The 19089-nt window shown below is 45.0% G+C and carries 21 protein-coding genes; 18 read left to right on the forward strand and 3 right to left on the reverse strand.

Features of this window, described 5'->3' with window-relative positions; all coding sequences use genetic code 11:
* Positions 1–624: 624 nt before the first annotated feature.
* The gene (gene queG / locus ACQEXP_RS20925) at positions 625–1737 is read right to left on the reverse strand and encodes a tRNA epoxyqueuosine(34) reductase QueG (RefSeq protein WP_426971434.1); all 1113 of its coding nucleotides are present in this window, start codon (positions 1735–1737) and stop codon (positions 625–627) included.
* Positions 1738–1936: 199 nt separating this feature from the next.
* Here queG and tsaE point away from each other — a divergent pair, with 199 nt between their 5' ends.
* The 9 genes from tsaE to ACQEXP_RS20970 all read left to right on the forward strand — a co-directional run bounded on the left by tsaE (position 1937) and on the right by ACQEXP_RS20970 (position 11273).
* Entirely contained in the window at positions 1937–2401 is a 465-nt protein-coding gene (gene tsaE, locus ACQEXP_RS20930; protein ID WP_269378529.1) for a tRNA (adenosine(37)-N6)-threonylcarbamoyltransferase complex ATPase subunit type 1 TsaE, read from the forward strand.
* The gene (locus ACQEXP_RS20935; protein WP_426971435.1) at positions 2395–4119 is read left to right on the forward strand and encodes a LysM peptidoglycan-binding domain-containing protein; all 1725 of its coding nucleotides are present in this window, start codon (positions 2395–2397) and stop codon (positions 4117–4119) included. Before tsaE ends, ACQEXP_RS20935 begins: the two co-directional genes overlap by 7 nt.
* A gap of 16 nt (positions 4120–4135) precedes the next feature.
* Positions 4136–6073 (forward strand): DNA mismatch repair endonuclease MutL, encoded by a 1938-nt coding sequence (gene mutL / locus ACQEXP_RS20940; RefSeq protein WP_426971436.1) that lies wholly within the window; start codon positions 4136–4138, stop codon positions 6071–6073.
* 2 nt (positions 6074–6075) lie between these two features.
* On the forward strand, positions 6076–7026 hold the full coding sequence (gene miaA, locus ACQEXP_RS20945; RefSeq protein ID WP_269378532.1) for a tRNA (adenosine(37)-N6)-dimethylallyltransferase MiaA: 951 nt from the start codon (positions 6076–6078) through the stop codon (positions 7024–7026).
* Positions 7027–7215: 189 nt separating this feature from the next.
* The gene (hfq, locus tag ACQEXP_RS20950) at positions 7216–7482 is read left to right on the forward strand and encodes an RNA chaperone Hfq (protein WP_138971627.1); all 267 of its coding nucleotides are present in this window, start codon (positions 7216–7218) and stop codon (positions 7480–7482) included.
* A 40-nt stretch (positions 7483–7522) separates the two neighbouring features.
* Positions 7523–8812, forward strand: a complete 1290-nt coding sequence (gene hflX, locus ACQEXP_RS20955) for a ribosome rescue GTPase HflX (RefSeq protein ID WP_269378533.1) — start codon at positions 7523–7525, stop codon at positions 8810–8812.
* A gap of 45 nt (positions 8813–8857) precedes the next feature.
* The gene (hflK, locus tag ACQEXP_RS20960; protein ID WP_269378534.1) at positions 8858–10045 is read left to right on the forward strand and encodes an FtsH protease activity modulator HflK; all 1188 of its coding nucleotides are present in this window, start codon (positions 8858–8860) and stop codon (positions 10043–10045) included.
* A 2-nt stretch (positions 10046–10047) separates the two neighbouring features.
* Positions 10048–11025, forward strand: coding sequence for a protease modulator HflC (gene hflC, locus ACQEXP_RS20965; protein ID WP_269378535.1), 978 nt, complete (start codon positions 10048–10050; stop codon positions 11023–11025).
* A 62-nt stretch (positions 11026–11087) separates the two neighbouring features.
* Positions 11088–11273 (forward strand): DUF2065 domain-containing protein, encoded by a 186-nt coding sequence (locus tag ACQEXP_RS20970; RefSeq protein ID WP_426971441.1) that lies wholly within the window; start codon positions 11088–11090, stop codon positions 11271–11273.
* Between the two features lie 7 nt (positions 11274–11280).
* Here ACQEXP_RS20970 and ACQEXP_RS20975 read toward each other — a convergent pair whose 3' ends face one another.
* Together ACQEXP_RS20975 and ACQEXP_RS20980 are read right to left on the reverse strand one after the other, a co-directional pair.
* Positions 11281–11508, reverse strand: a complete 228-nt coding sequence (locus ACQEXP_RS20975; protein ID WP_269378536.1) for a SlyX family protein — start codon at positions 11506–11508, stop codon at positions 11281–11283.
* Positions 11509–11510: 2 nt separating this feature from the next.
* Positions 11511–12491, reverse strand: a complete 981-nt coding sequence (locus ACQEXP_RS20980; RefSeq protein ID WP_269378537.1) for a WD40 repeat domain-containing protein — start codon at positions 12489–12491, stop codon at positions 11511–11513.
* 136 nt (positions 12492–12627) lie between these two features.
* On the opposite strand from ACQEXP_RS20980, the gene fkpA reads away from it, so the two are divergent.
* From fkpA to ACQEXP_RS21025, 9 genes are all read left to right on the forward strand, one after another.
* Positions 12628–13416, forward strand: a complete 789-nt coding sequence (gene fkpA, locus ACQEXP_RS20985; protein WP_426971437.1) for an FKBP-type peptidyl-prolyl cis-trans isomerase — start codon at positions 12628–12630, stop codon at positions 13414–13416.
* A 188-nt stretch (positions 13417–13604) separates the two neighbouring features.
* Positions 13605–14327 (forward strand): helix-turn-helix transcriptional regulator, encoded by a 723-nt coding sequence (locus ACQEXP_RS20990; protein ID WP_138971634.1) that lies wholly within the window; start codon positions 13605–13607, stop codon positions 14325–14327.
* On the forward strand, positions 14324–14719 hold the full coding sequence (gene tusD, locus ACQEXP_RS20995; protein WP_426971438.1) for a sulfurtransferase complex subunit TusD: 396 nt from the start codon (positions 14324–14326) through the stop codon (positions 14717–14719). The genes ACQEXP_RS20990 and tusD overlap by 4 nt, the downstream gene beginning before the upstream one ends.
* Positions 14716–15072, forward strand: a complete 357-nt coding sequence (tusC, locus tag ACQEXP_RS21000) for a sulfurtransferase complex subunit TusC (protein WP_426971439.1) — start codon at positions 14716–14718, stop codon at positions 15070–15072. Before tusD ends, tusC begins: the two co-directional genes overlap by 4 nt.
* A gap of 13 nt (positions 15073–15085) precedes the next feature.
* Positions 15086–15361 carry a sulfurtransferase complex subunit TusB gene (gene tusB / locus ACQEXP_RS21005; RefSeq protein ID WP_269378541.1) on the forward strand — a complete coding sequence of 92 codons (276 nt, stop codon included), beginning with the start codon at positions 15086–15088 and terminating at the stop codon, positions 15359–15361.
* A 188-nt stretch (positions 15362–15549) separates the two neighbouring features.
* Positions 15550–15924: a 30S ribosomal protein S12 gene (rpsL, locus tag ACQEXP_RS21010; RefSeq protein ID WP_004399892.1), complete on the forward strand. Its 375-nt coding sequence runs from the start codon at positions 15550–15552 to the stop codon at positions 15922–15924.
* Between the two features lie 100 nt (positions 15925–16024).
* Entirely contained in the window at positions 16025–16495 is a 471-nt protein-coding gene (gene rpsG / locus ACQEXP_RS21015; protein ID WP_045957025.1) for a 30S ribosomal protein S7, read from the forward strand.
* Between the two features lie 154 nt (positions 16496–16649).
* Positions 16650–18749, forward strand: coding sequence for an elongation factor G (gene fusA / locus ACQEXP_RS21020; protein WP_426971440.1), 2100 nt, complete (start codon positions 16650–16652; stop codon positions 18747–18749).
* Between the two features lie 155 nt (positions 18750–18904).
* On the forward strand, positions 18905–19089 hold a 185-nt coding region (locus tag ACQEXP_RS21025; RefSeq protein ID WP_232425018.1), incomplete at its 3' end, for a GTP-binding protein.

The raw sequence follows: 19089 nt of genomic DNA on the forward strand, positions 1-19089 counted from the left end.
GACACTAGCTCAGTTGGTAGAGCGCAACCTTGCCAAGGTTGAGGTCACGAGTTCGAACCTCGTGTGTCGCTCCAAATCTCCTTCAAATGACAAGCTCGTTTGAATAGACCTTTAAGGTCACCGCTCTTTAGCTAATGCTGCGAAGCATGAACCCCAAATTTGTAAAAAGTCCTCCTAGTACTAGGTGGGCGTTTTTATGTCTCAACTAAAAATCTCAGCATACCTATGCTCAGGGAATCACTATAGCAAACACCATGTAGGCTAGGTCTCTACGCATTCGTCAACAGAGTTATCCACAGTTTTGCTAATGTGGATAAGTTGGTGGGTAACCTGATTTTTCACTATGTATAAAGCTTGACTAAAACGATCTTTTTGCTTAAAGAGGATTCTGTAAATTGATGAGTTCTTTTGTAAGTGATTGTTTTTTAAGTGATAAATGACAATTTCCATGGTTTGAACGAAGTGGGAAATAGATCATTAAGTCACTATTTTTTGATCCCAGTCATTTCCACACAATGTGATTAACTTCTTCACTTGTAAGAAAATGAGCATTCTCTCTTTATTTTTTCCACATTTCGTTTTTTAGAGCTAAATCAAGTTCTGAACCATAATGTTCGGCAAGCATTATGCATCTCTAGGCAATCCTTTCTCTACAATTCGAATTAGTCTAGCCAACTTATTGGATGCAGATGGAAGTTGCGATTGTTGCTGAGCCAATGCCCAGTGGATATGCGTATCTAAAACATCGCTCAAGCCGATACGCTGCTGGAGAGCGTCGACAATTGCTGACGAATAAGGCGCATTACCCATCGCGATAGAGAGATTGCGCATCCATTGAAGATGACCAATACGGCGGATCGCGGAACCTTCCATATTTTTGAGAAAGGTTGCCTCATCCCAAAGAAAGAGCTCCGTGAGGTCAGCTTTTTTTAATGCCTCTCTACGATGAAAGTCTTCCTGATGAGTGAGTTCAGCGAATCGGTTCCAAGGACAGACCAATTGACAGTCATCACAGCCGTAAACTCTATTTCCCATTGCCTGACGAAATTCTTCCGGAATCACACCATCGTATTCGATCGTGAGATATGAAATGCAGCGTCGAGCGTCGACAACGCCATCGTCGATAATGGCTTGTGTCGGGCATGAGGTAATGCAGGACTGACACTTGCCACATTGTTCAGCACTAGGTTGATCAACGGGCAGTGGCAGGTCGATGAGTAACTCTCCAAGAAAAAACCATGAGCCACAATCTTTATCTAGGATGAGGGAATGCTTACCAGCCCAACCTAATCCGGCTTTTTGCGCCAAGGGCCTTTCGAGTATTGGGGCAGAGTCTACGAATGGGCGATACCCGAACTGACCCACTTCTTGCTCTATTTTTTGGCCTAGTTTTTTAAGCTGGTTGCGGATAAGTTTGTGGTAGTCGCGTCCAAGAGCATAACGACTGACATAAGCTTGTGTTGGATCGGATAAGTTTGATGCAAATTGTGCCTCAGGAGGGAGATAGTCCATTCTGACCGAGATAACACGAATTGTGCTGGGCAAGAGTTCGCTTGGACGAGCTCTCATCATGCCGTGACGAGCCATCCAGTCCATTTCACCGTGATAACCAGCATCTAACCATTTTTGTAGCGCCGCTTCATGCTCGGAAAGATCGACGTCGCAGATCCCTACTTTTTGGAAGCCGAGTTCTTGGCCCCAACTTTTGATCTTGTCTGCGAGCGCTTGGTAGTTCATGCTGGTGTGTTCCTGATTAAGGGGGCAGGATCTTAACGGATCTTATATTTAGGATCTAGCTGGTAAAAAAAGAAAAACGGCAAGAAATTGCTGATTTTTCGTTTTACTTACACAAGAGCTCTTGTCTCTCAAATCCAACCCAGTTTACTATTCCTGTTATTTTAGATTTTATATAGTCACAGCGTAGAGATTGATCTTGATGACCACCAAACAATTTGCCCTTACAGATGAACAGGCCACGATTCAATTAGGTACCGCACTGGCACAGTTGTGTTCTCAGCAAACCACTATTTATCTGCATGGTGATTTGGGGGCAGGCAAAACAACCTTTAGTCGTGGTTTTGTGCGTGCGTTGGGTCATCAGGGGAATGTAAAAAGCCCTACCTATACCTTGGTTGAGCCTTACCAGCTTGATCAATGGCAAGTTTATCATTTTGATCTTTATCGCCTTGCTGATCCTGAAGAACTTGAGTTCATGGGGATCCGTGATTATTTCACCCCTGATGCTATCTGCCTTGTGGAATGGCCAGAAAAAGGACAAGGCTTGTTGCCTGACGCCGATCTTGATATCGATCTTCGTTACGATGGTGAGGCACGAGTCGTTCAACTCACGGCAAATAATCCCTATGGAAGTCAATTATTAGAACAGTTGGAGTTATGTTGAAGAGCCGTTTATTAAGAGCTGTATTTTTTCCACTTTTTGTTGCTCTTACTCTTTTCTCCGGTTTTAGTTTCGCGAATGCTCTTGAGGGCATTCGCGTTTGGCCATCTCCAGATGAGACAAGAGTTGTTATAGATTTAAAATCTGAAGCTGACTTCAGTTACTTTACGCTTTCCAGTCCAGAGCGGTTAGTGGTGGACCTCAAGCAGACCACGCTGAGTACTAAGTTACCACTTACTATTTCTGATAGTCCGGTACTGAAAAAAATACGCCAAAGTTCCCCTCCAGAAAAAGGCACCTACCGCTTAGTGTTTGAACTTAAGCGTAAAGTGAATCCTCAGTTATTTAAGCTGGCACCGACACCCGGTGGGCAGTATGGTCATCGCTTAGTGATTGATATGCCACATGACAGTTCTGGCGCGTCAGCACCTGCAACGACACCAACCAACAGCAAAACGACGGTCAGCCGAGATGCGTCTCAGTTACTTGGCACGGCCGACATTGTGGTTGCTATTGATGCGGGTCACGGTGGTGAAGACCCTGGCTCGATTGGTCCAACAAAAAAATATGAGAAACACGCGACTTTAGCCGTTTCGAAGAAGGTGGCTGCGCAAATCAATGCTGTTCCAGGCATGAAGGCGGTATTAACTCGTGGGGGGGATTATTACGTCAATCTGAATAAGCGTTCGGAGATTGCACGTAAAAATAAAGCGCACCTCTTAGTGTCAATTCACGCCGATGCATTTCACTCTCCTCAACCTAGAGGTGGCTCAGTCTTTGTTCTGAATACACGCCGTGCAAACTCGGAAATTGCTCGCTGGGTAGAGAATCATGAGGAGCAGTCACAACTGCTTGGTGGCGCTGGTGAAGTATTGGCTAAGAATAATAATGATAAGAATGTCAGTCAGACGCTACTGGATTTGCAATTTAGCCATTCTCAGAAAGAGGGCTTTAAGGTAGCCACTAAGATTCTGAGTGAAATGACCCGTTCGGGGATCTATCTGCATAAGAAAGACCCAGTTAATGCGAGTCTTGCGGTATTAAAGTCACCAGACATCCCTTCTGTACTGGTTGAGACAGGGTTTATTTCTAACCCAACAGAAGAAAAACTCCTCTTTCAACGCAGTCATCAGGATAAGTTAGCTCAAGCTTTAGCGAAGGCTATAGTCCAGTATTTTGAGGCCAATCCGCCGGAAGGTACTCTGTTTGCGAACCGTGGGAAAGCGATCAAGCATAAAGTGTCTCGTGGTGAGTCATTGTCTGTTATCGCCAACAAGTATGGCACTTCAACTCAAGCGATCATGCAGGCGAATAAGCTCAAGAGCAGTAGCTTAGCGATAGGACAAATCCTGACGATTCCTGGGGCTAGCACATCAATTACTGTACCAGAGATTAAGAATCCTATTGAGACTAAAACACTGACACACGTTGTTCAGCGTGGTGAGTATCTAGGTAAAATTGCCACCAAATACAAGGTGTCGGTTGATGCGATTAAGCGAGAGAACAGTCTTAAATCAGACACGCTTAAGTTGGGTCAAAAACTCAAGATCACAGTGAGCTTGAAAGATCAGCCGCTGCGTAAGCACACGGTAAAACGTGGTGAGTTCCTTGGTAAGATTGCCAGCAATTATGGTGTGAGTGTTGCCAGTCTTCGCGAAGCGAACAACTTACGTTCTGATCAACTCGCGGTGGGTCAGGTACTCATTATCCCACGCAACTAAAGATTAAGTAGCCAATATGACGATTAGAATTCTTCCAGCTCGTTTAGCGAACCAGATAGCAGCTGGCGAGGTGGTAGAAAGACCAGCTTCTGTGGTGAAGGAGCTGGTTGAAAACAGCTTAGATTCAGGCGCTACACGCATCGATATCGATATCGAAAAAGGTGGAGCTAAGCTGATTCGTGTTCGTGATAATGGTAAAGGAATCGTCAAAGAGGAACTCGGTCTTGCTTTAAGTCGACATGCGACTTCCAAGATCCATACCCTTGACGATCTTGAAGCGATCATCAGTCTAGGGTTTCGCGGTGAGGCTTTGGCTAGTATCAGCTCTGTCGCACGTCTAACTCTAACCTCTCGTCCCGCCACTCAGGAGCAAGCTTGGGCTGCATACAGTGAGGGGCGAGATATGCAAGTGAAGCTTCAGCCTGCAGCTCATCCGATTGGTACCTCGGTTGAAGTGCTGGATCTTTTCTTCAATACTCCTGCTAGGCGTAAATTCCTTCGCACCGAAAAAACCGAATTTACGCATATTGATGAGTTACTTAAACGCATAGCGTTGAGTCGATTCGACGTTACGATCAACCTCAGACATAACGGTAAACTGGTCAAGCAGTACCGTGCTGCGAAGACAGAAGCTCAGGCAGAGAAGCGCATAGCGGCAGTTTGTGGCAATAGTTTTGTACGCAATATGCTTAAGATAGAGCTTGAGCATCAAGGACTGAAACTGCATGGTTGGATAACCACTCCTGAAGGTGCAAGGCAGCAAAGCGATCTACAGTATTGCTACGTAAATGGGCGGATGATGAGAGACAAGTTGATCAATCATGCTATCCGTCAGAGTTATGAAACCAGCCTACGACCAGATCAATTTGCAACTTACGTACTGTTTATTGAACTCGACCCGCATCAAGTCGATGTCAATGTACACCCTGCAAAGCATGAAGTACGTTTTCATCAAGCTCGTTTAGTTCACGATTTTATCTATCAGGCTCTAAGTGATGCGCTGGCACAAAGTGCATACATCGACAAGCCTCAGCATGCGGCGTCCGCATTTCATTCTGAATCTGAACAAGATCCTGCATCGCAAAGTGAATTGTTGGAGGCAGGGGTATCTCAACAAGAGTATCAGGCGATTGAAGCCATTCCTTCGTATCCAGGCAAGGCAGACTACCAAAGCCAACGAGATTCGTTACGTGAATCTCCACCCCGCAATGAGTGGCATGAGTCCAGATCGGAGCCAAAACCTCGAGTTACTGAGCGATACAGTGAGCCTGCGCCTAGCAGGCAAGAAGTGAAGGCGTATCAAGAGTTATTGAAGACTCCAGAGTTCCACTCAGAACATACGGAGAATCAAACGTCCGTTCAGAATCCTACTGAACCAATGAGTGGTGATACGGTCGAAACACTGGGCAAAGCGATTTCTATTGCGCAAGGTCGTTATCTGGTCATGGGAGATAAGTCTGGAACTTGCTTGGTGAACTTAGCAAAAGCGGAATGGCTTCGTATTAATGGTCAGTTGGCGACGCTCCATGGGCCGTTGAAAAGCCAACCTTTACTGGTTCCACTGTCGCTAAAGTTGGATCCAGAGCTTTTGCAGGTGGCAGAGCGCTTGGACTCGGTACTGAAAAAGTTTGGAATTGAGCTTAAGACACGCAGCAATAAAGCGCTAATGGTGATGGGAGTACCTCAACCATTAAGGCAACAAAACTTACAACAACTGGTTCCAGATCTGCTATCTTACGCCGCTTCGTATATCGCGACATCGAATTCGCTCAGCGATCCTCAGATCGCAAGTTGGTTAAGTGATCGCATTACTCAAGTGAAAAGCGACTACACTTTGTCGGAAGCAATTCAGATCATCGCTGATCTCGAACAGTTATGGCAAGATCGGCTTCCATTGGGTGACAAGACGTTTGTTAGACCCGTTGATTTTTCTGCAACGATTGCAGCATTTTAGATATGAATAACAGTGAATTACCGTTGGCTCTGTTTTTGATGGGGCCAACCGCATCAGGCAAGACTGATCTCGCAATACGTTTGCGAAAAAAATTTCCAGTAGAGATCATTTCTGTTGATTCAGCTTTGATCTATAAAGGTATGGATATTGGCACGGCAAAACCGGATGCCAATGAACAGCAGCAAGCACCACATCGTTTGATTGATATTTTAGATCCAAGTGAATCGTATTCGGCGGCGGATTTTCGCCGAGATGCATTAAAGGAAATGAACGATATTGTAGAACAAGGCAAGATCCCACTCTTAGTGGGTGGCACTATGTTGTACTACAAAGCGTTGTTGGAAGGTTTATCACCTCTGCCTGCTGCTAATCCTGAAATCCGTCAGCAGATTGAGCAAGAAGCATTGGCTCAAGGTTGGGATAAGCTCCACTCTCAACTGAGAGAGATTGATCCTGTCTCAGCTGAGCGAATCCACCCGAATGATCCACAAAGGTTATCAAGGGCATTGGAAGTTTATCGAATTTCAGGTAAAACTCTAACTGAGCTGACTCAAACCAAAGGTGATAGCCTGCCGTTTAGAGTTAAACAGTTTGCAATAGCTCCCAAGGAAAGGGCTGAACTCCATCGTCGGATAGAGCTTCGCTATGAAAAGATGATTGAAGCAGGGTTTGAAGAAGAGATGCGAGCTCTATATGCTCGCGAAGATCTTCATCCTGATCTTCCGTCAATTCGTTGCGTTGGTTACAGACAGATGTGGGACTATTTGGATGGGAATTGCACGTTAGATGACGCCATCTTTAAGGGCGTATGTGCAACCCGCCAGTTGGCCAAGCGACAGATTACCTGGTTACGCAGCTGGGATAATTTAACTTGGTTAGATAGTGAAAACATTGAACAAGCACTAGAAACTGTTTCAAATGCAATAGCATCTGAAGGTTTTAGCTGTGTATAATGTGATCGCTTTTGCGTGAATTTACCCTGTAAAGGATCTGTTACTTGAAATTTCGGTCTAAAGCCGTCATAACAGGTAGCGACAGGGTGTTATTTTATTCGTTTAGCTCAGAGCAAAGGTCGCATATTTTAATGCAGCGCACCACTAGCTAAATAACTAAAACAAAATTACAAAATAAGGAAAATAAAAATGGCTAAGGGGCAATCTCTACAAGACCCATTCTTAAATGCATTACGTCGTGAACGTATTCCTGTATCAATCTACCTTGTAAACGGAATTAAACTGCAAGGTCAGATCGAATCATTTGATCAATTTGTTATCTTGCTGAAAAACACAGTTAACCAAATGGTGTACAAGCACGCAATTTCTACGGTAGTTCCTGCTCGTCCAGTGAGCCACCATAGTGGTGAACCGCGCCCACAAGGTGATCGTCAGCAAGACAAATCAGAAGATTAATTCTCTGAATTACCCAATTAGTTTTTAAGGAGTTGATTGCTTGTTTGACCGTTATGAAGCCGGTGAGCGAGCCGTACTTGTTCATGTCAACTTCACGCAAGAAGGGGAGTGGGAAGATCTCAGTGAGTTTGAGATGCTGGTCTCTTCAGCTGGCGTATCTGCGTTACAAGTTGTAACAGGCAGTCGTCAGTCACCACACCCTAAATACTATGTCGGAGAGGGTAAGGCTCAGGAGATTGCACAAGCGGTGCAGCTTTCTGATGCTGATATTGTGATTTTTAATCACGCCCTCTCTCCTGCCCAAGAACGTAACCTAGAAGCGTTGTGTAAATGTCGAGTTTTGGATCGCACAGGTTTGATCCTAGATATTTTTGCTCAACGTGCCCGCACCCACGAAGGTAAGCTTCAAGTTGAACTTGCACAGCTACGCCATATCTCTACTCGATTGATTCGTGGTTGGACACACCTTGAAAGACAAAAAGGTGGTATTGGTTTACGTGGACCAGGTGAAACTCAGTTAGAAACTGACCGACGTTTATTGCGTGTTCGTATTAAGACCATACTTCGCCGTTTAGAAAAAGTGGCGAAGCAACGTGAGCAAGGTCGCCGAGCTAGAAATCGAGCGGAAATCCCGACTGTCTCTTTGGTGGGGTATACCAACGCAGGTAAATCTACTTTATTTAACCGAATTACCTCAGCGGGTGTTTACGCGGCAGATCAGTTATTTGCCACACTTGACCCCACGCTACGTAAAATTGAGTTAAATGATGTTGGTCCAGCGATTTTGGCGGATACCGTAGGTTTTATTCGTCATCTTCCGCATGATCTTGTTGCTGCCTTTAAAGCAACACTGCAAGAAACTCAAGAAGCTGACATTTTGTTACATGTTGTTGATGCCAGCGATGACCGTTTTCGTGAGAATATCCAAGCTGTTCATATAGTGTTAGAAGAAATCGATGCCCATGAGGTGCCATCTCTTCTGGTGATGAACAAAATTGATAATCTCGAAGACCAGAAACCAAGAATCGAACGTGATGAAGAGGGTGTACCTCGCGCCGTTTGGGTTTCTGCAATGGAAGGCATCGGTATTGAACTGCTGTTTGAGGCGTTGAAAGAGCGTCTTGCTAGCCAGATGGTTCAATATCAATTGCGAATTCCGCCACAACACCAAGGGCGAATTCGTAGTACATTCTTCCAAATGAAATGTATTCAACGAGAAGAATATGACCAGGATGGTAACTTGTTGATTGATGTTCGCATGCAACAGGTGGATTGGTCTAGACTTGAAAAAAGAGAAGGGGCAGTTTTACGTGACTTTATAGTTACTTAAATGACTGCTACAGTATAACGTCATATCAAATGATGGAGCTTTCTAATGGCGTGGAATGAGCCTGGTAATAATAACGGCAACAATGGCCGCGATAATGACCCTTGGGGGAATAATAATCGTGGTAACAAAGGTGGCCGTGATCAAGGACCGCCAGACTTAGACGAAGTATTTAATAAACTGAGTCAGAAACTGGGTGGAAAGTTTGGTGGTAAAGGTGGTAAAGGTTCGTCTATCGGTGGCGGCGGTGCACTAGGTTTTGGTGTCATTGCTATCATCGCGATAGCAATTTGGTTCTTTGCTGGCTTTTACACTATTGGTGAAGCTGAGCGTGGTGTTGTGCTACGTCTAGGTAAGTATGACCGTGTGGTCGATCCAGGCTTGAACTGGCGCCCTCGCTTTATTGATGAGTATGAAGCGGTCAACGTACAGGCAATTCGTTCATTACGTTCATCTGGTCTAATGCTGACGAAAGATGAAAACGTTGTGACGGTTGCAATGGACGTTCAGTACCGTGTAGCTGACCCATACAAGTATCTATACCGCGTGACAAACGCAGATGATAGCTTACGCCAAGCTACAGATTCTGCTCTACGTGCGGTTGTTGGTGACGCATTGATGGATAGTATCCTGACAAGTGGTCGTCAACAGATTCGTCAAAGCACACAGGAAACGTTGAATTCGATTATCGATAGCTACGATATGGGTGTGGTTCTTGTTGACGTCAACTTCCAGTCAGCTCGTCCGCCAGAGCAAGTAAAAGACGCATTTGATGATGCAATTGCGGCTCGAGAAGATGAAGAGCGTTTTGAACGTGAAGCAGAAGCTTACCGCAACGACATCTTGCCGAAAGCGACGGGTCGTGCAGAACGTTTGAAGAAAGAGGCACTTGGTTACTCTGAGCGTGTTGTTAACGAAGCGCTAGGTCAGGTTGCTCAGTTTGAGAAACTGCTACCAGAATACCAAGCAGCACCAGAAGTTACTCGTAACCGTCTGTATCTAGATACAATGGAAGAAGTTTACAGCAGTACTTCTAAGGTTCTGATTGATTCTGAATCAAGCGGTAACTTACTGTACTTGCCGATCGATAAGTTAGCGGGTGAAGCGCAAACTCAAACAAACCGTAAGGTGAAGGAAACTTCAGCTTATGACCAGATTGAGCTTGAATCTCAGCAATCCGATAGCACTTCAGACTCTCAATCTCGTTCAACTGGTTCACGTCAAGGGAGATATTAAGAATGCGTAAGTTAATGATCCCTGTATTAGTTGTAACAATTGCTCTACTGCTGATGTCAGTATTTGTGATTCAAGAGGGTGAACGTGGTTTGGTTATTCGATTTGGTCGTGTTTTAGATGACAACGGCGTATCGAAAATTTACGAACCTGGCCTCCATTTTAAGATGCCACTGTTTGACCGTGTTAAAACGTTAGACGCTCGTATCCAAACAATGGATGGTCGTTCAGACCGCTTCGTAACGTCAGAGAAAAAAGACGTTATCATCGATACCTACGTGAAGTGGCGTATTGAAGACTTCGGTCGTTTTTATCTAACAACGGGTGGCGGTAACGTGTTGACTGCTGAAGCACTTTTAGAGCGTAAAGTAACAGACGTACTCCGTTCTGAGATTGGTGCTCGCGAAATCAAGCAAATTGTATCGGGTCCACGTAATAACGACGTGTTACCAGACAGTGCTGATAGCGAAGAAGTGACGACTGAAGCGGCAAAAGAAGCGTTAGAGATTGATGGTGAGCGCGACAAGATCATGGCCAATGTACTGGAAGGTACACGTGATAGTGCGCTGACTGACCTTGGTGTTGAGATCGTTGATTTCCGTATGAAGAAAATCAACCTACCTGACAACATCAGTGATTCAATCTACAAACGTATGCGTGCAGAACGTGAGTCGGTTGCTCGTAAGCACCGTTCTCAAGGTCGTGAGCGTGCAGAGGTTATTCGTGCTCAGGCTGAGCTAGAAGTGGCAACAGTTCTTGCTGAAGCAGATAAAACAGCGCGTGTTACACGCGGTGAAGCCGATGCGAAAGCTGCGAAAATTTACTCTAGTTCGTACAATAAAGATCCTGAGTTTTTCAGCTTCTTACGCTCTCTGAAGGCTTATGAGAAATCGTTCAGTGAGAAGAGTGATATTCTGGTATTGGATCCTAAGAGTGAATTCTTCCAATACATGAATAATGCTGCTGGCGCACCGTCAAAGTAAGATTCATTAAGTAACAAAAAGGCTCCGATATACGGAGCCTTTATTTTTTCATGAGGACAATGATGTTGAATGCACTCTGGTTAGCTTTTGGTTTAGTCTTGATTGTCGAAGGATTAGGCCCGTTACTCGCCCCAAAAGGATGGCGAAACATGGTCGCTCAATTGAGCGAACAACCCGATAATCAATTGCGTAGAATTGGGGGCTGTTTAGTGGTTGCTGGAGCCGTGATCGCCTACGTCTTTGGCTAGCTAATTCTCAATAATGAGGTGGTGGCGTCTCTTGTGAAGGGTCGGCAAGATTTGAAGAATCGATATTCTTCACCTTTCCTACAACATACTTCATTTGATCTTGCATCTTGGTTATCAGCAATTGTTGCTGACTCAAGGCATCGTTAAGTTCTTCGATCGTTTGTTCTTGAAACGCCAACTGACACTCTAAGTCGTTGACGCGGCTTTCTAGCTGTTCAACTCGCTGCTCTGTCATCACTAATAATCCACATTCCAAGCTTGGGCAATACCAGCCGAGGTTCCCGAAATAACACGGTTTTGGCTGTCAAAGGCTGCATCATACACCACTGCGCGAGGAGGGCGAGTATCTTTTAGTGGTTCCGCTTCAAATCCATCGACCCGTTTGCCACTTTGTGTACTCCATACCATGACTCTACTCGAAGGCGTTCCGGTCACAAGATACTGACCATCATCGGAAAATCGAGCCGTAGAAAAGATAAGTTGTCGTGAGAAGCTACTTAGAGACGAGAGCGCCTTTCCTGTGCTGAGATCCCATACAATCGCCTGATTGCCGCCATCAGAAGTGAATGCATAATTGCCATCTCTATGCAAAGCAACACGGTTGATTCGCTGTTCATGCTCAAATGTTTTGAGTATTTGTCCTGTCTGTGTATCCCAAAGGTAGGCTTTGTAATCATTCCCCCCTGACAATGCGAAACGTCCATTTGGTGATAAAGCGACCGAATTAACTTTTTCATTATGAGCAAGGAACTCTAATCGGCGTCCGGTGACTAAGTTGACGTAGATGGCTTTGCCATTTGATAGACCAAGCAGCACTTGATCACCATTGCTGGCGATGTCGATATCCCTAATGAGTCCATCTGAGATAGACCATAAGCCTTGCGCTTGAGTCCATGCTAAATCCCAAACTGCAAAGTTAATTTGTGTTGCGGTAACAGCAAAACGGCCGTTGTCTGAGATTCTGATTCGAGAAACGGTACTTGATTGAGGGTCTTGTGGACCTAATGAGGCAAGCTGTTGACTTTCGGTAAGATCCCAAAGTACCAGTTGATGCTCCTTGGAATAGAGCAATGCAAAGCGTGCGTCTCGACTTAGCGCAAAACTGGTCGTTCCTTTAGGCTCAATCGTCCATCGTTGAGCGTCTTGGCTGGAGAAAAAGCAGCCATTTAACGCTGAAATGACAATGGTGATGAGTAGTGAGTTAAAAATAATACGCATTTGGTACCATTCTTCACCTAGTGTAGGTTTAAATACGACATATATTGGTTATATTGGTACAACATGCTCATGCACACCAGTGGAAATTCCATATTTGTGCGCAAAGACAAATGGTTAGCCATTATTGGAGAAATTAATGAAATCAATTTTTAAAGTGTCACTGCTTGCCGCAACGGTTGCGTTAGCTGTTGGCTGTCAGAAAGAAGAAGAACCAAAAACAGAAGCAGCACCAGCGGTTGAGCAAGTGCAAGCTGAGACGGGCAAACTTGTTCACTTCAAAACAGAAGATGACAAAGCTGCTTACGCTATCGGCGTTTCTTTTGCTAACTACTTGAGCACGAGCCTAGACAAGCCAAGCGAAATCGGCATTACGCTGAATAAGGATCTTGTGCTTAAAGGTATTGAGCACGTATTTGCTGGTAACCCAGAGCTTAATGAAGAAGAAACACGTGCAGCGTTAGAAGCTTTAGATAAGCGTGTTGCTGAAACAATGCAAAAGCAAGCGGCAGAAAAAGCCGCGGCAGCTAAGAAAGATGGCGACGCATTCCGTGTCGAGTTTGAAAAGCAAGATGGTGTAGTGAAGACTGAATCAGGTCTGCTATATCAAGTGTTGACTCCTGCAGAAGGCGAGAAACCGGCTGATACAGATACCGTTCAGGTTCATTACAAGGGCACTCTGATCGATGGAACTCAGTTCGACAGTTCTTACGATCGTGGCGAACCTGCAACTTTCCCGCTTAACCGCGTTATTCCTGGTTGGACTGAAGGTGTTCAGCTGATGTCTGTCGGCTCTAAATTTAAGTTCGTTATTCCACCAGAATTAGCTTACGGTGAACAAGATACACCGACGATTCCTGCAAACTCAACGCTAGTATTTGAAGTTGAGCTACTAAAAGTAGATAACGGCGAAGATGCGGCTCAATAGTTATTGAGTGCATTCCAATCGAAAGGTCTGACTTATGTCAGACCTTTCTTTTTTCTAACGTTTTGATAAACAGAGATGCTAATTTTTTTGTTCTAAATCACTAGATAGCCGCTTAGCTAGAGGTTCTCATCAAAATTTCTGATAAACTTACATCAATTTGTTGATTTATCGCTCTAAGGCTTAAAAAAGTGACAACTACAGAAACAGTAAACACGGATATGTTGCTCGAAATGGAATCTGTGAATGTGATGCCATTTAGTGAGCACGATAAAATCATTCTCAGATCATACGAAGCTGTTGTTGATGGAATCGCGAGCCTCATTGGCCCGTTTTGTGAAATTGTTCTTCACTCACTCGAAGATTTAAATACATCCGCGATCAAGATTGCCAACGGCGAAAACACGGGTCGTCAAGTGGGCTCTCCGATTACAGACTTAGCGCTTAAAATGCTTCGAGATATAGAAGGTTCTGAGCGCAACTTTTCTCGTTCTTACTTCACACGAGCAAAGGGTGGGGTGTTGATGAAGTCAATCACCGTGGCTATTCGCAATGGTGAAAATCGAGTGATTGGCCTTTTGTGTGTCAACGTTAACCTTGATGCGCCTTTCTCGCAGGTTCTTCAATCATTCATGCCAACGGAAGAAGCGAAACAAGCTGCGTCATCTGTGAACTTTGCTAGTGATGTTGAAGAGTTGGTCGACCAAACCGTTGAACGTACTATTGAAGAAATCAATGCGGATAAGTCGGTTTCGAACAACACCAAAAATCGTCAGATAGTTATGGAACTATACGACAAAGGCATTTTTGACATTAAAGATGCCATCAACCGAGTTGCTGATCGTCTCAATATCTCTAAGCATACGGTTTACCTATACATTCGTCAGCGTAAGACTGAGGATGAAGAAAGGTGAACGGCTTGACTTATACGTTGGTGGTTAATGGTTCCGTCTACGGTAGCCAATCAGCGCGTAGTGCATATCAATTTGCTCGGGCGGTTATCGAACAGGGGCACACTCTGGTTAGCGTATTCTTCTATCAAGATGGCGTAAATAACGGGAGTGCGTTAACTGTACCTGCGAATGATGAGTTTGACTTAGTCAAAGCATGGCAGAGTCTAGCGAATCAACATAGCGTGCGCCTCGAAACCTGCGTTGCGGCTGCGTTACGACGTGGAGTAGTGAGTCAGGATGAAGCGAATCTGCATGGCTTATCTCAAAGTAACTTAGCGGAAGGTTTCCAGCAGGCAGGGTTAGGTAGCTTGGCAGAAGCCATGTTAGTTCAAGATAGAGTAGTGCAGTTTTGAGCCAGTTAACTTATTTATTTCGTAGTGCGCCTCACGGTAGGTCCGCTGGTCGAGAAGGCGTTGATGCGTTACTTGCTGCGTCAGCGTATTGCGAAGACATCAGTGTTATTTTCAGTGGCGATGGGGTTTATCAGCTACTTCAAGGACAGCAGACGAGCGATATTCTTAGCAAGGATTACGCACCTATGCTGAAGCTGTTTGACCTCTACGACATAGAGCAAGTTTATGTGTGTGAATCGTCATTAGCTGAGCGTGGATTGCTTCAAGCGGATCTCGTCTTAGATGCTCAAAAGCTATCGCAAAGTGAGCTCGCCGCCCAGATTCACCAAGCCGGTAAGATCCTGACATTTTAGATAGTGGTATTACATGCTTCATATCGTTAAAACCATTCAGGCAATTGAAGAGGCAGTAAAGGTCTATACCCAAGGTGACCAGCTACTGCTAATCGAAGATGCCGTATACAGTGCAAATCCACAGCACAAAACCTATCCCCTTATTCAGGGGTTGAATATCGCTGTATTAAAAGCGGACGTTGATGCGCGTGGAATCGCTAACCGTATCAGCCCATCGGTACTCTTGGTTGACTATAGCGGGTTCGTCAATTTGACCGTTGAGTCTACTAATTCGATAACTTGGCAATAGCCAAATCATTCTCAGTCAAAGTGTCGCTGTGCTTTTACACATCGTAGGTAGAAGTTGAGCAAAAAAGATCCGTATATTTCTTGACACACCTCTCACTGCTGAATAGAATTTTGCGTCCCTAACTACCACTAGTGGTTAGGGATAGATTTTTCACAAAGCTTACTTTCAAGTAAATCAGGAGCTAGTTAATGGCAACTATTAACCAGTTGGTACGTAAGCCTCGTGCAAAGCAAGTTGTTAAAAGCAACGTGCCTGCACTAGAAGCGTGCCCACAAAAACGTGGTGTATGTACTCGTGTTTACACTACTACACCTAAAAAACCTAACTCAGCACTTCGTAAAGTTTGTCGTGTACGTCTGACAAACGGTTTCGAAGTAACTTCGTACATCGGCGGTGAAGGCCACAACCTTCAAGAGCACTCAGTTGTTCTAATCCGTGGTGGTCGTGTTAAAGACCTTCCAGGTGTGCGTTACCACACTGTTCGCGGCGCACTAGACTGTGCTGGCGTAAATGACCGTAAACAAGGTCGTTCTAAGTACGGTGTGAAGCGTCCTAAGTCTTAATGGAATCCGTTAAGTAAGGCCAAACACTAAATTATTTTTAATTTTTTGAAAAAACTGAAAAGTTTTGGATAAAACCTGAAGAAGACAACGGAGAAAATCCATGCCACGTCGTCGCGTCATTGGTCAGCGTAAGATCCTTCCAGATCCAAAGTTCAAATCTGAACTGCTGGCAAAATTCGTTAACATCCTAATGGTTGACGGTAAAAAATCTACTGCAGAGAAAATCGTTTACACTGCACTAGACACTATGGCTGAGAAATCTGGTAAAGATCACTTAGCTGTATTTGAAGAAGCTCTTGAAAATGTTCGCCCAGCGGTAGAAGTTAAATCTCGCCGTGTAGGTGGTTCAACTTACCAAGTACCTGTAGAAGTACGTCCGGTTCGCCGTAACGCACTTGCTATGCGTTGGTTGGTTGAAGCTGCGCGTAAGCGTGGTGAAAAATCTATGGCTCAACGCCTAGCTGCTGAAATGCTAGACGCGTCTGAGAACAAAGGTACTGCGGTTAAGAAACGTGAAGACGTTCACCGCATGGCTGACGCAAACAAAGCGTTCGCACATTACCGTTGGTAATACCTTTCAGCGCCGCGGGACTCCCCGCGGCTCTACTCTAGTTCCTATGCGCAAGCTTAGGAACTATTGCTATATCTAGGGCAAGCAAAAAGCGCCAGAAACAGGCTAAAGTCACTAGAGATAGCAATAGTCCCTAATTCAAGAGGATTCAATCGTGGCTCGTAAAACACCTATCGAGCGCTACCGTAATATTGGTATCGTCGCTCACGTAGACGCAGGTAAAACAACCACAAGTGAACGTATTCTGTTCTACACAGGTCTTTCTCATAAAATCGGTGAAGTGCACGATGGCGCTGCTACCATGGACTGGATGGAGCAGGAGCAAGAGCGTGGTATCACAATCACCTCAGCTGCGACTACAACTTTCTGGCGTGGTATGGAAGCGCAATTCCAAGACCACCGCATCAACATTATCGATACTCCTGGACACGTAGATTTCACTATCGAAGTAGAGCGTTCACTACGCGTACTTGATGGTGCTGTTGTTGTGTTCTGTGGTTCATCTGGTGTTGAACCTCAATCTGAAACTGTATGGCGTCAAGCTGACAAGTACCACGTTCCACGTATGGTATTTGTTAACAAGATGGACCGTGCAGGTGCTGACTTCTTACGTGTTATTGATCAAATCAAAAACCGTCTTGGTGCGACCCCTGTTCCAATCCAGCTTAACGTGGGTGCGGAAGAGAACTTCACAGGTGTTATCGACCTGATCAAGATGAAGATGATCAACTGGAACGAAGAAGATCAAGGTACAACCTTCACTTATGAAGAGATCCCAGCAGACATGCTAGAAATGGCAGAAGAGTGGCGCAACAACCTTGTTGAGTCGGCTGCTGAAGCGTCTGAAGAGCTGATGGATAAGTACCTTGAAGAAGGCGAACTGACTGAAGCTGAAATCAAACAAGCTCTACGTACTCGTACACTAAACAACGAAATCGTTCTTGCCACTTGTGGTAGTGCGTTCAAAAACAAAGGTGTTCAAGCAGTACTAGATGCGGTTGTTGAGTACTTACCTTCTCCGGTAGACGTTCCAGCAATCAAAGGTGTTGACGAAAACGACAATGAAGTTGAGCGTCATGCAGACGACAACGAACCGTTTTCAGCGCTGGCATTTAAAATTGCGACAGACCCATTTGTTGGCACGCTAACCTTTATGCGTGTTTACTCTGGTGTCGTGAACTCAGGTGATGCGGTTTACAACTCTGTTAAGCAGAAGAAAGAACGTTTTGGTCGTATTGTTCAGATGCACTCAAACAAGCGTGACGAAATTAAAGAAGTTCGCGCGGGTGACATTGCTGCCGCAATCGGTCTTAAAGACGTTACAACAGGTGATACGCTGTGTGATATTAACCACAAGGTTATTCTAGAGCGTATGGAATTCCCTGAGCCAGTTATTCAGATCGCAGTTGAGCCTCGCTCAGTAGCGGATCAAGAAAAAATGGGCATTGCTCTAGGTAAACTAGCAGCAGAAGACCCGTCATTCCGTGTCGAAACGGATGACGAAACAGGTCAAACTTTGATTTCTGGTATGGGTGAGCTTCACTTAGATATCATCGTTGACCGTATGAAACGTGAATTCAGCGTTGACTGTAATGTAGGTAAACCTCAGGTTGCTTACCGTGAGACTATCCGTGGTAGTGCGGAAGTTGAAGGTAAATTTGTACGTCAATCTGGTGGTCGTGGTCAGTACGGTCACGTATGGATCAAACTGGAGCCATCTGAACCTGGCGAAGGTTTTGTCTTTGTTGACGAAATTGTGGGTGGTGTTGTTCCTAAGGAATACATCAGCTCGGTATCGAAAGGTATCGAAGAGCAAATGAACAGTGGTGTTCTAGCGGGTTACCCAGTGCTAGATATTAAAGCAACACTATTCGATGGTTCTTACCACGATGTTGACTCTAACGAGATGGCGTTTAAGATCGCCGGCTCGATGGCATTCAAGAAAGGTGCACTAGAAGCGCAACCAGTTCTTCTTGAGCCAATGATGAATGTTGAAGTAACCACTCCAGAAGACTGGATGGGCGATGTTGTTGGTGATCTTAACCGTCGCCGCGGCATGATCTCAGGTATGGACGAGGGCGTGGCGGGTATTAAGATCATCCGTGCTCAAGTGCCTCTATCTGAGATGTTTGGCTACGCAACAGACCTACGCTCTGCAACTCAAGGCCGTGCGTCTTACTCTATGGAGTTTTACGAGTACGCTGAAGTACCGAAAAACTTTGCAGAGAAAATCATTGCAGACCGTGGTTACTAATAAATCGTCTTGAACTGAAAAAAAAGTCCAGCTTTTTTTAAAGATCAATGCGTCCAAATATTGCGCTGACTGGCGTTGGCGCATAAAATAGCAATTTCTGGCGCGTCTCGATCAATTCGGATCGTGGCGAATCATAACTAGGAAGGAACACGATCGTGTCTAAAGAAAAATTTGAACGTACTAAACCGCACGTTAACGTTGGTACTATCGGTCACGTTGACCACGGTAAAACAACTCTAACTGCTGCTATCTGTACTACTCTAGCTAAAGTGTACGGCGGTGAAGCGAAAGACTTCGCATCTATCGATAACGCTCCAGAAGAGCGTGAGCGCGGTATCAC

Source organism: Vibrio sp. TRT 1302, from assembly GCF_050113875.1.
Classification (GTDB): domain Bacteria; phylum Pseudomonadota; class Gammaproteobacteria; order Enterobacterales; family Vibrionaceae; genus Vibrio.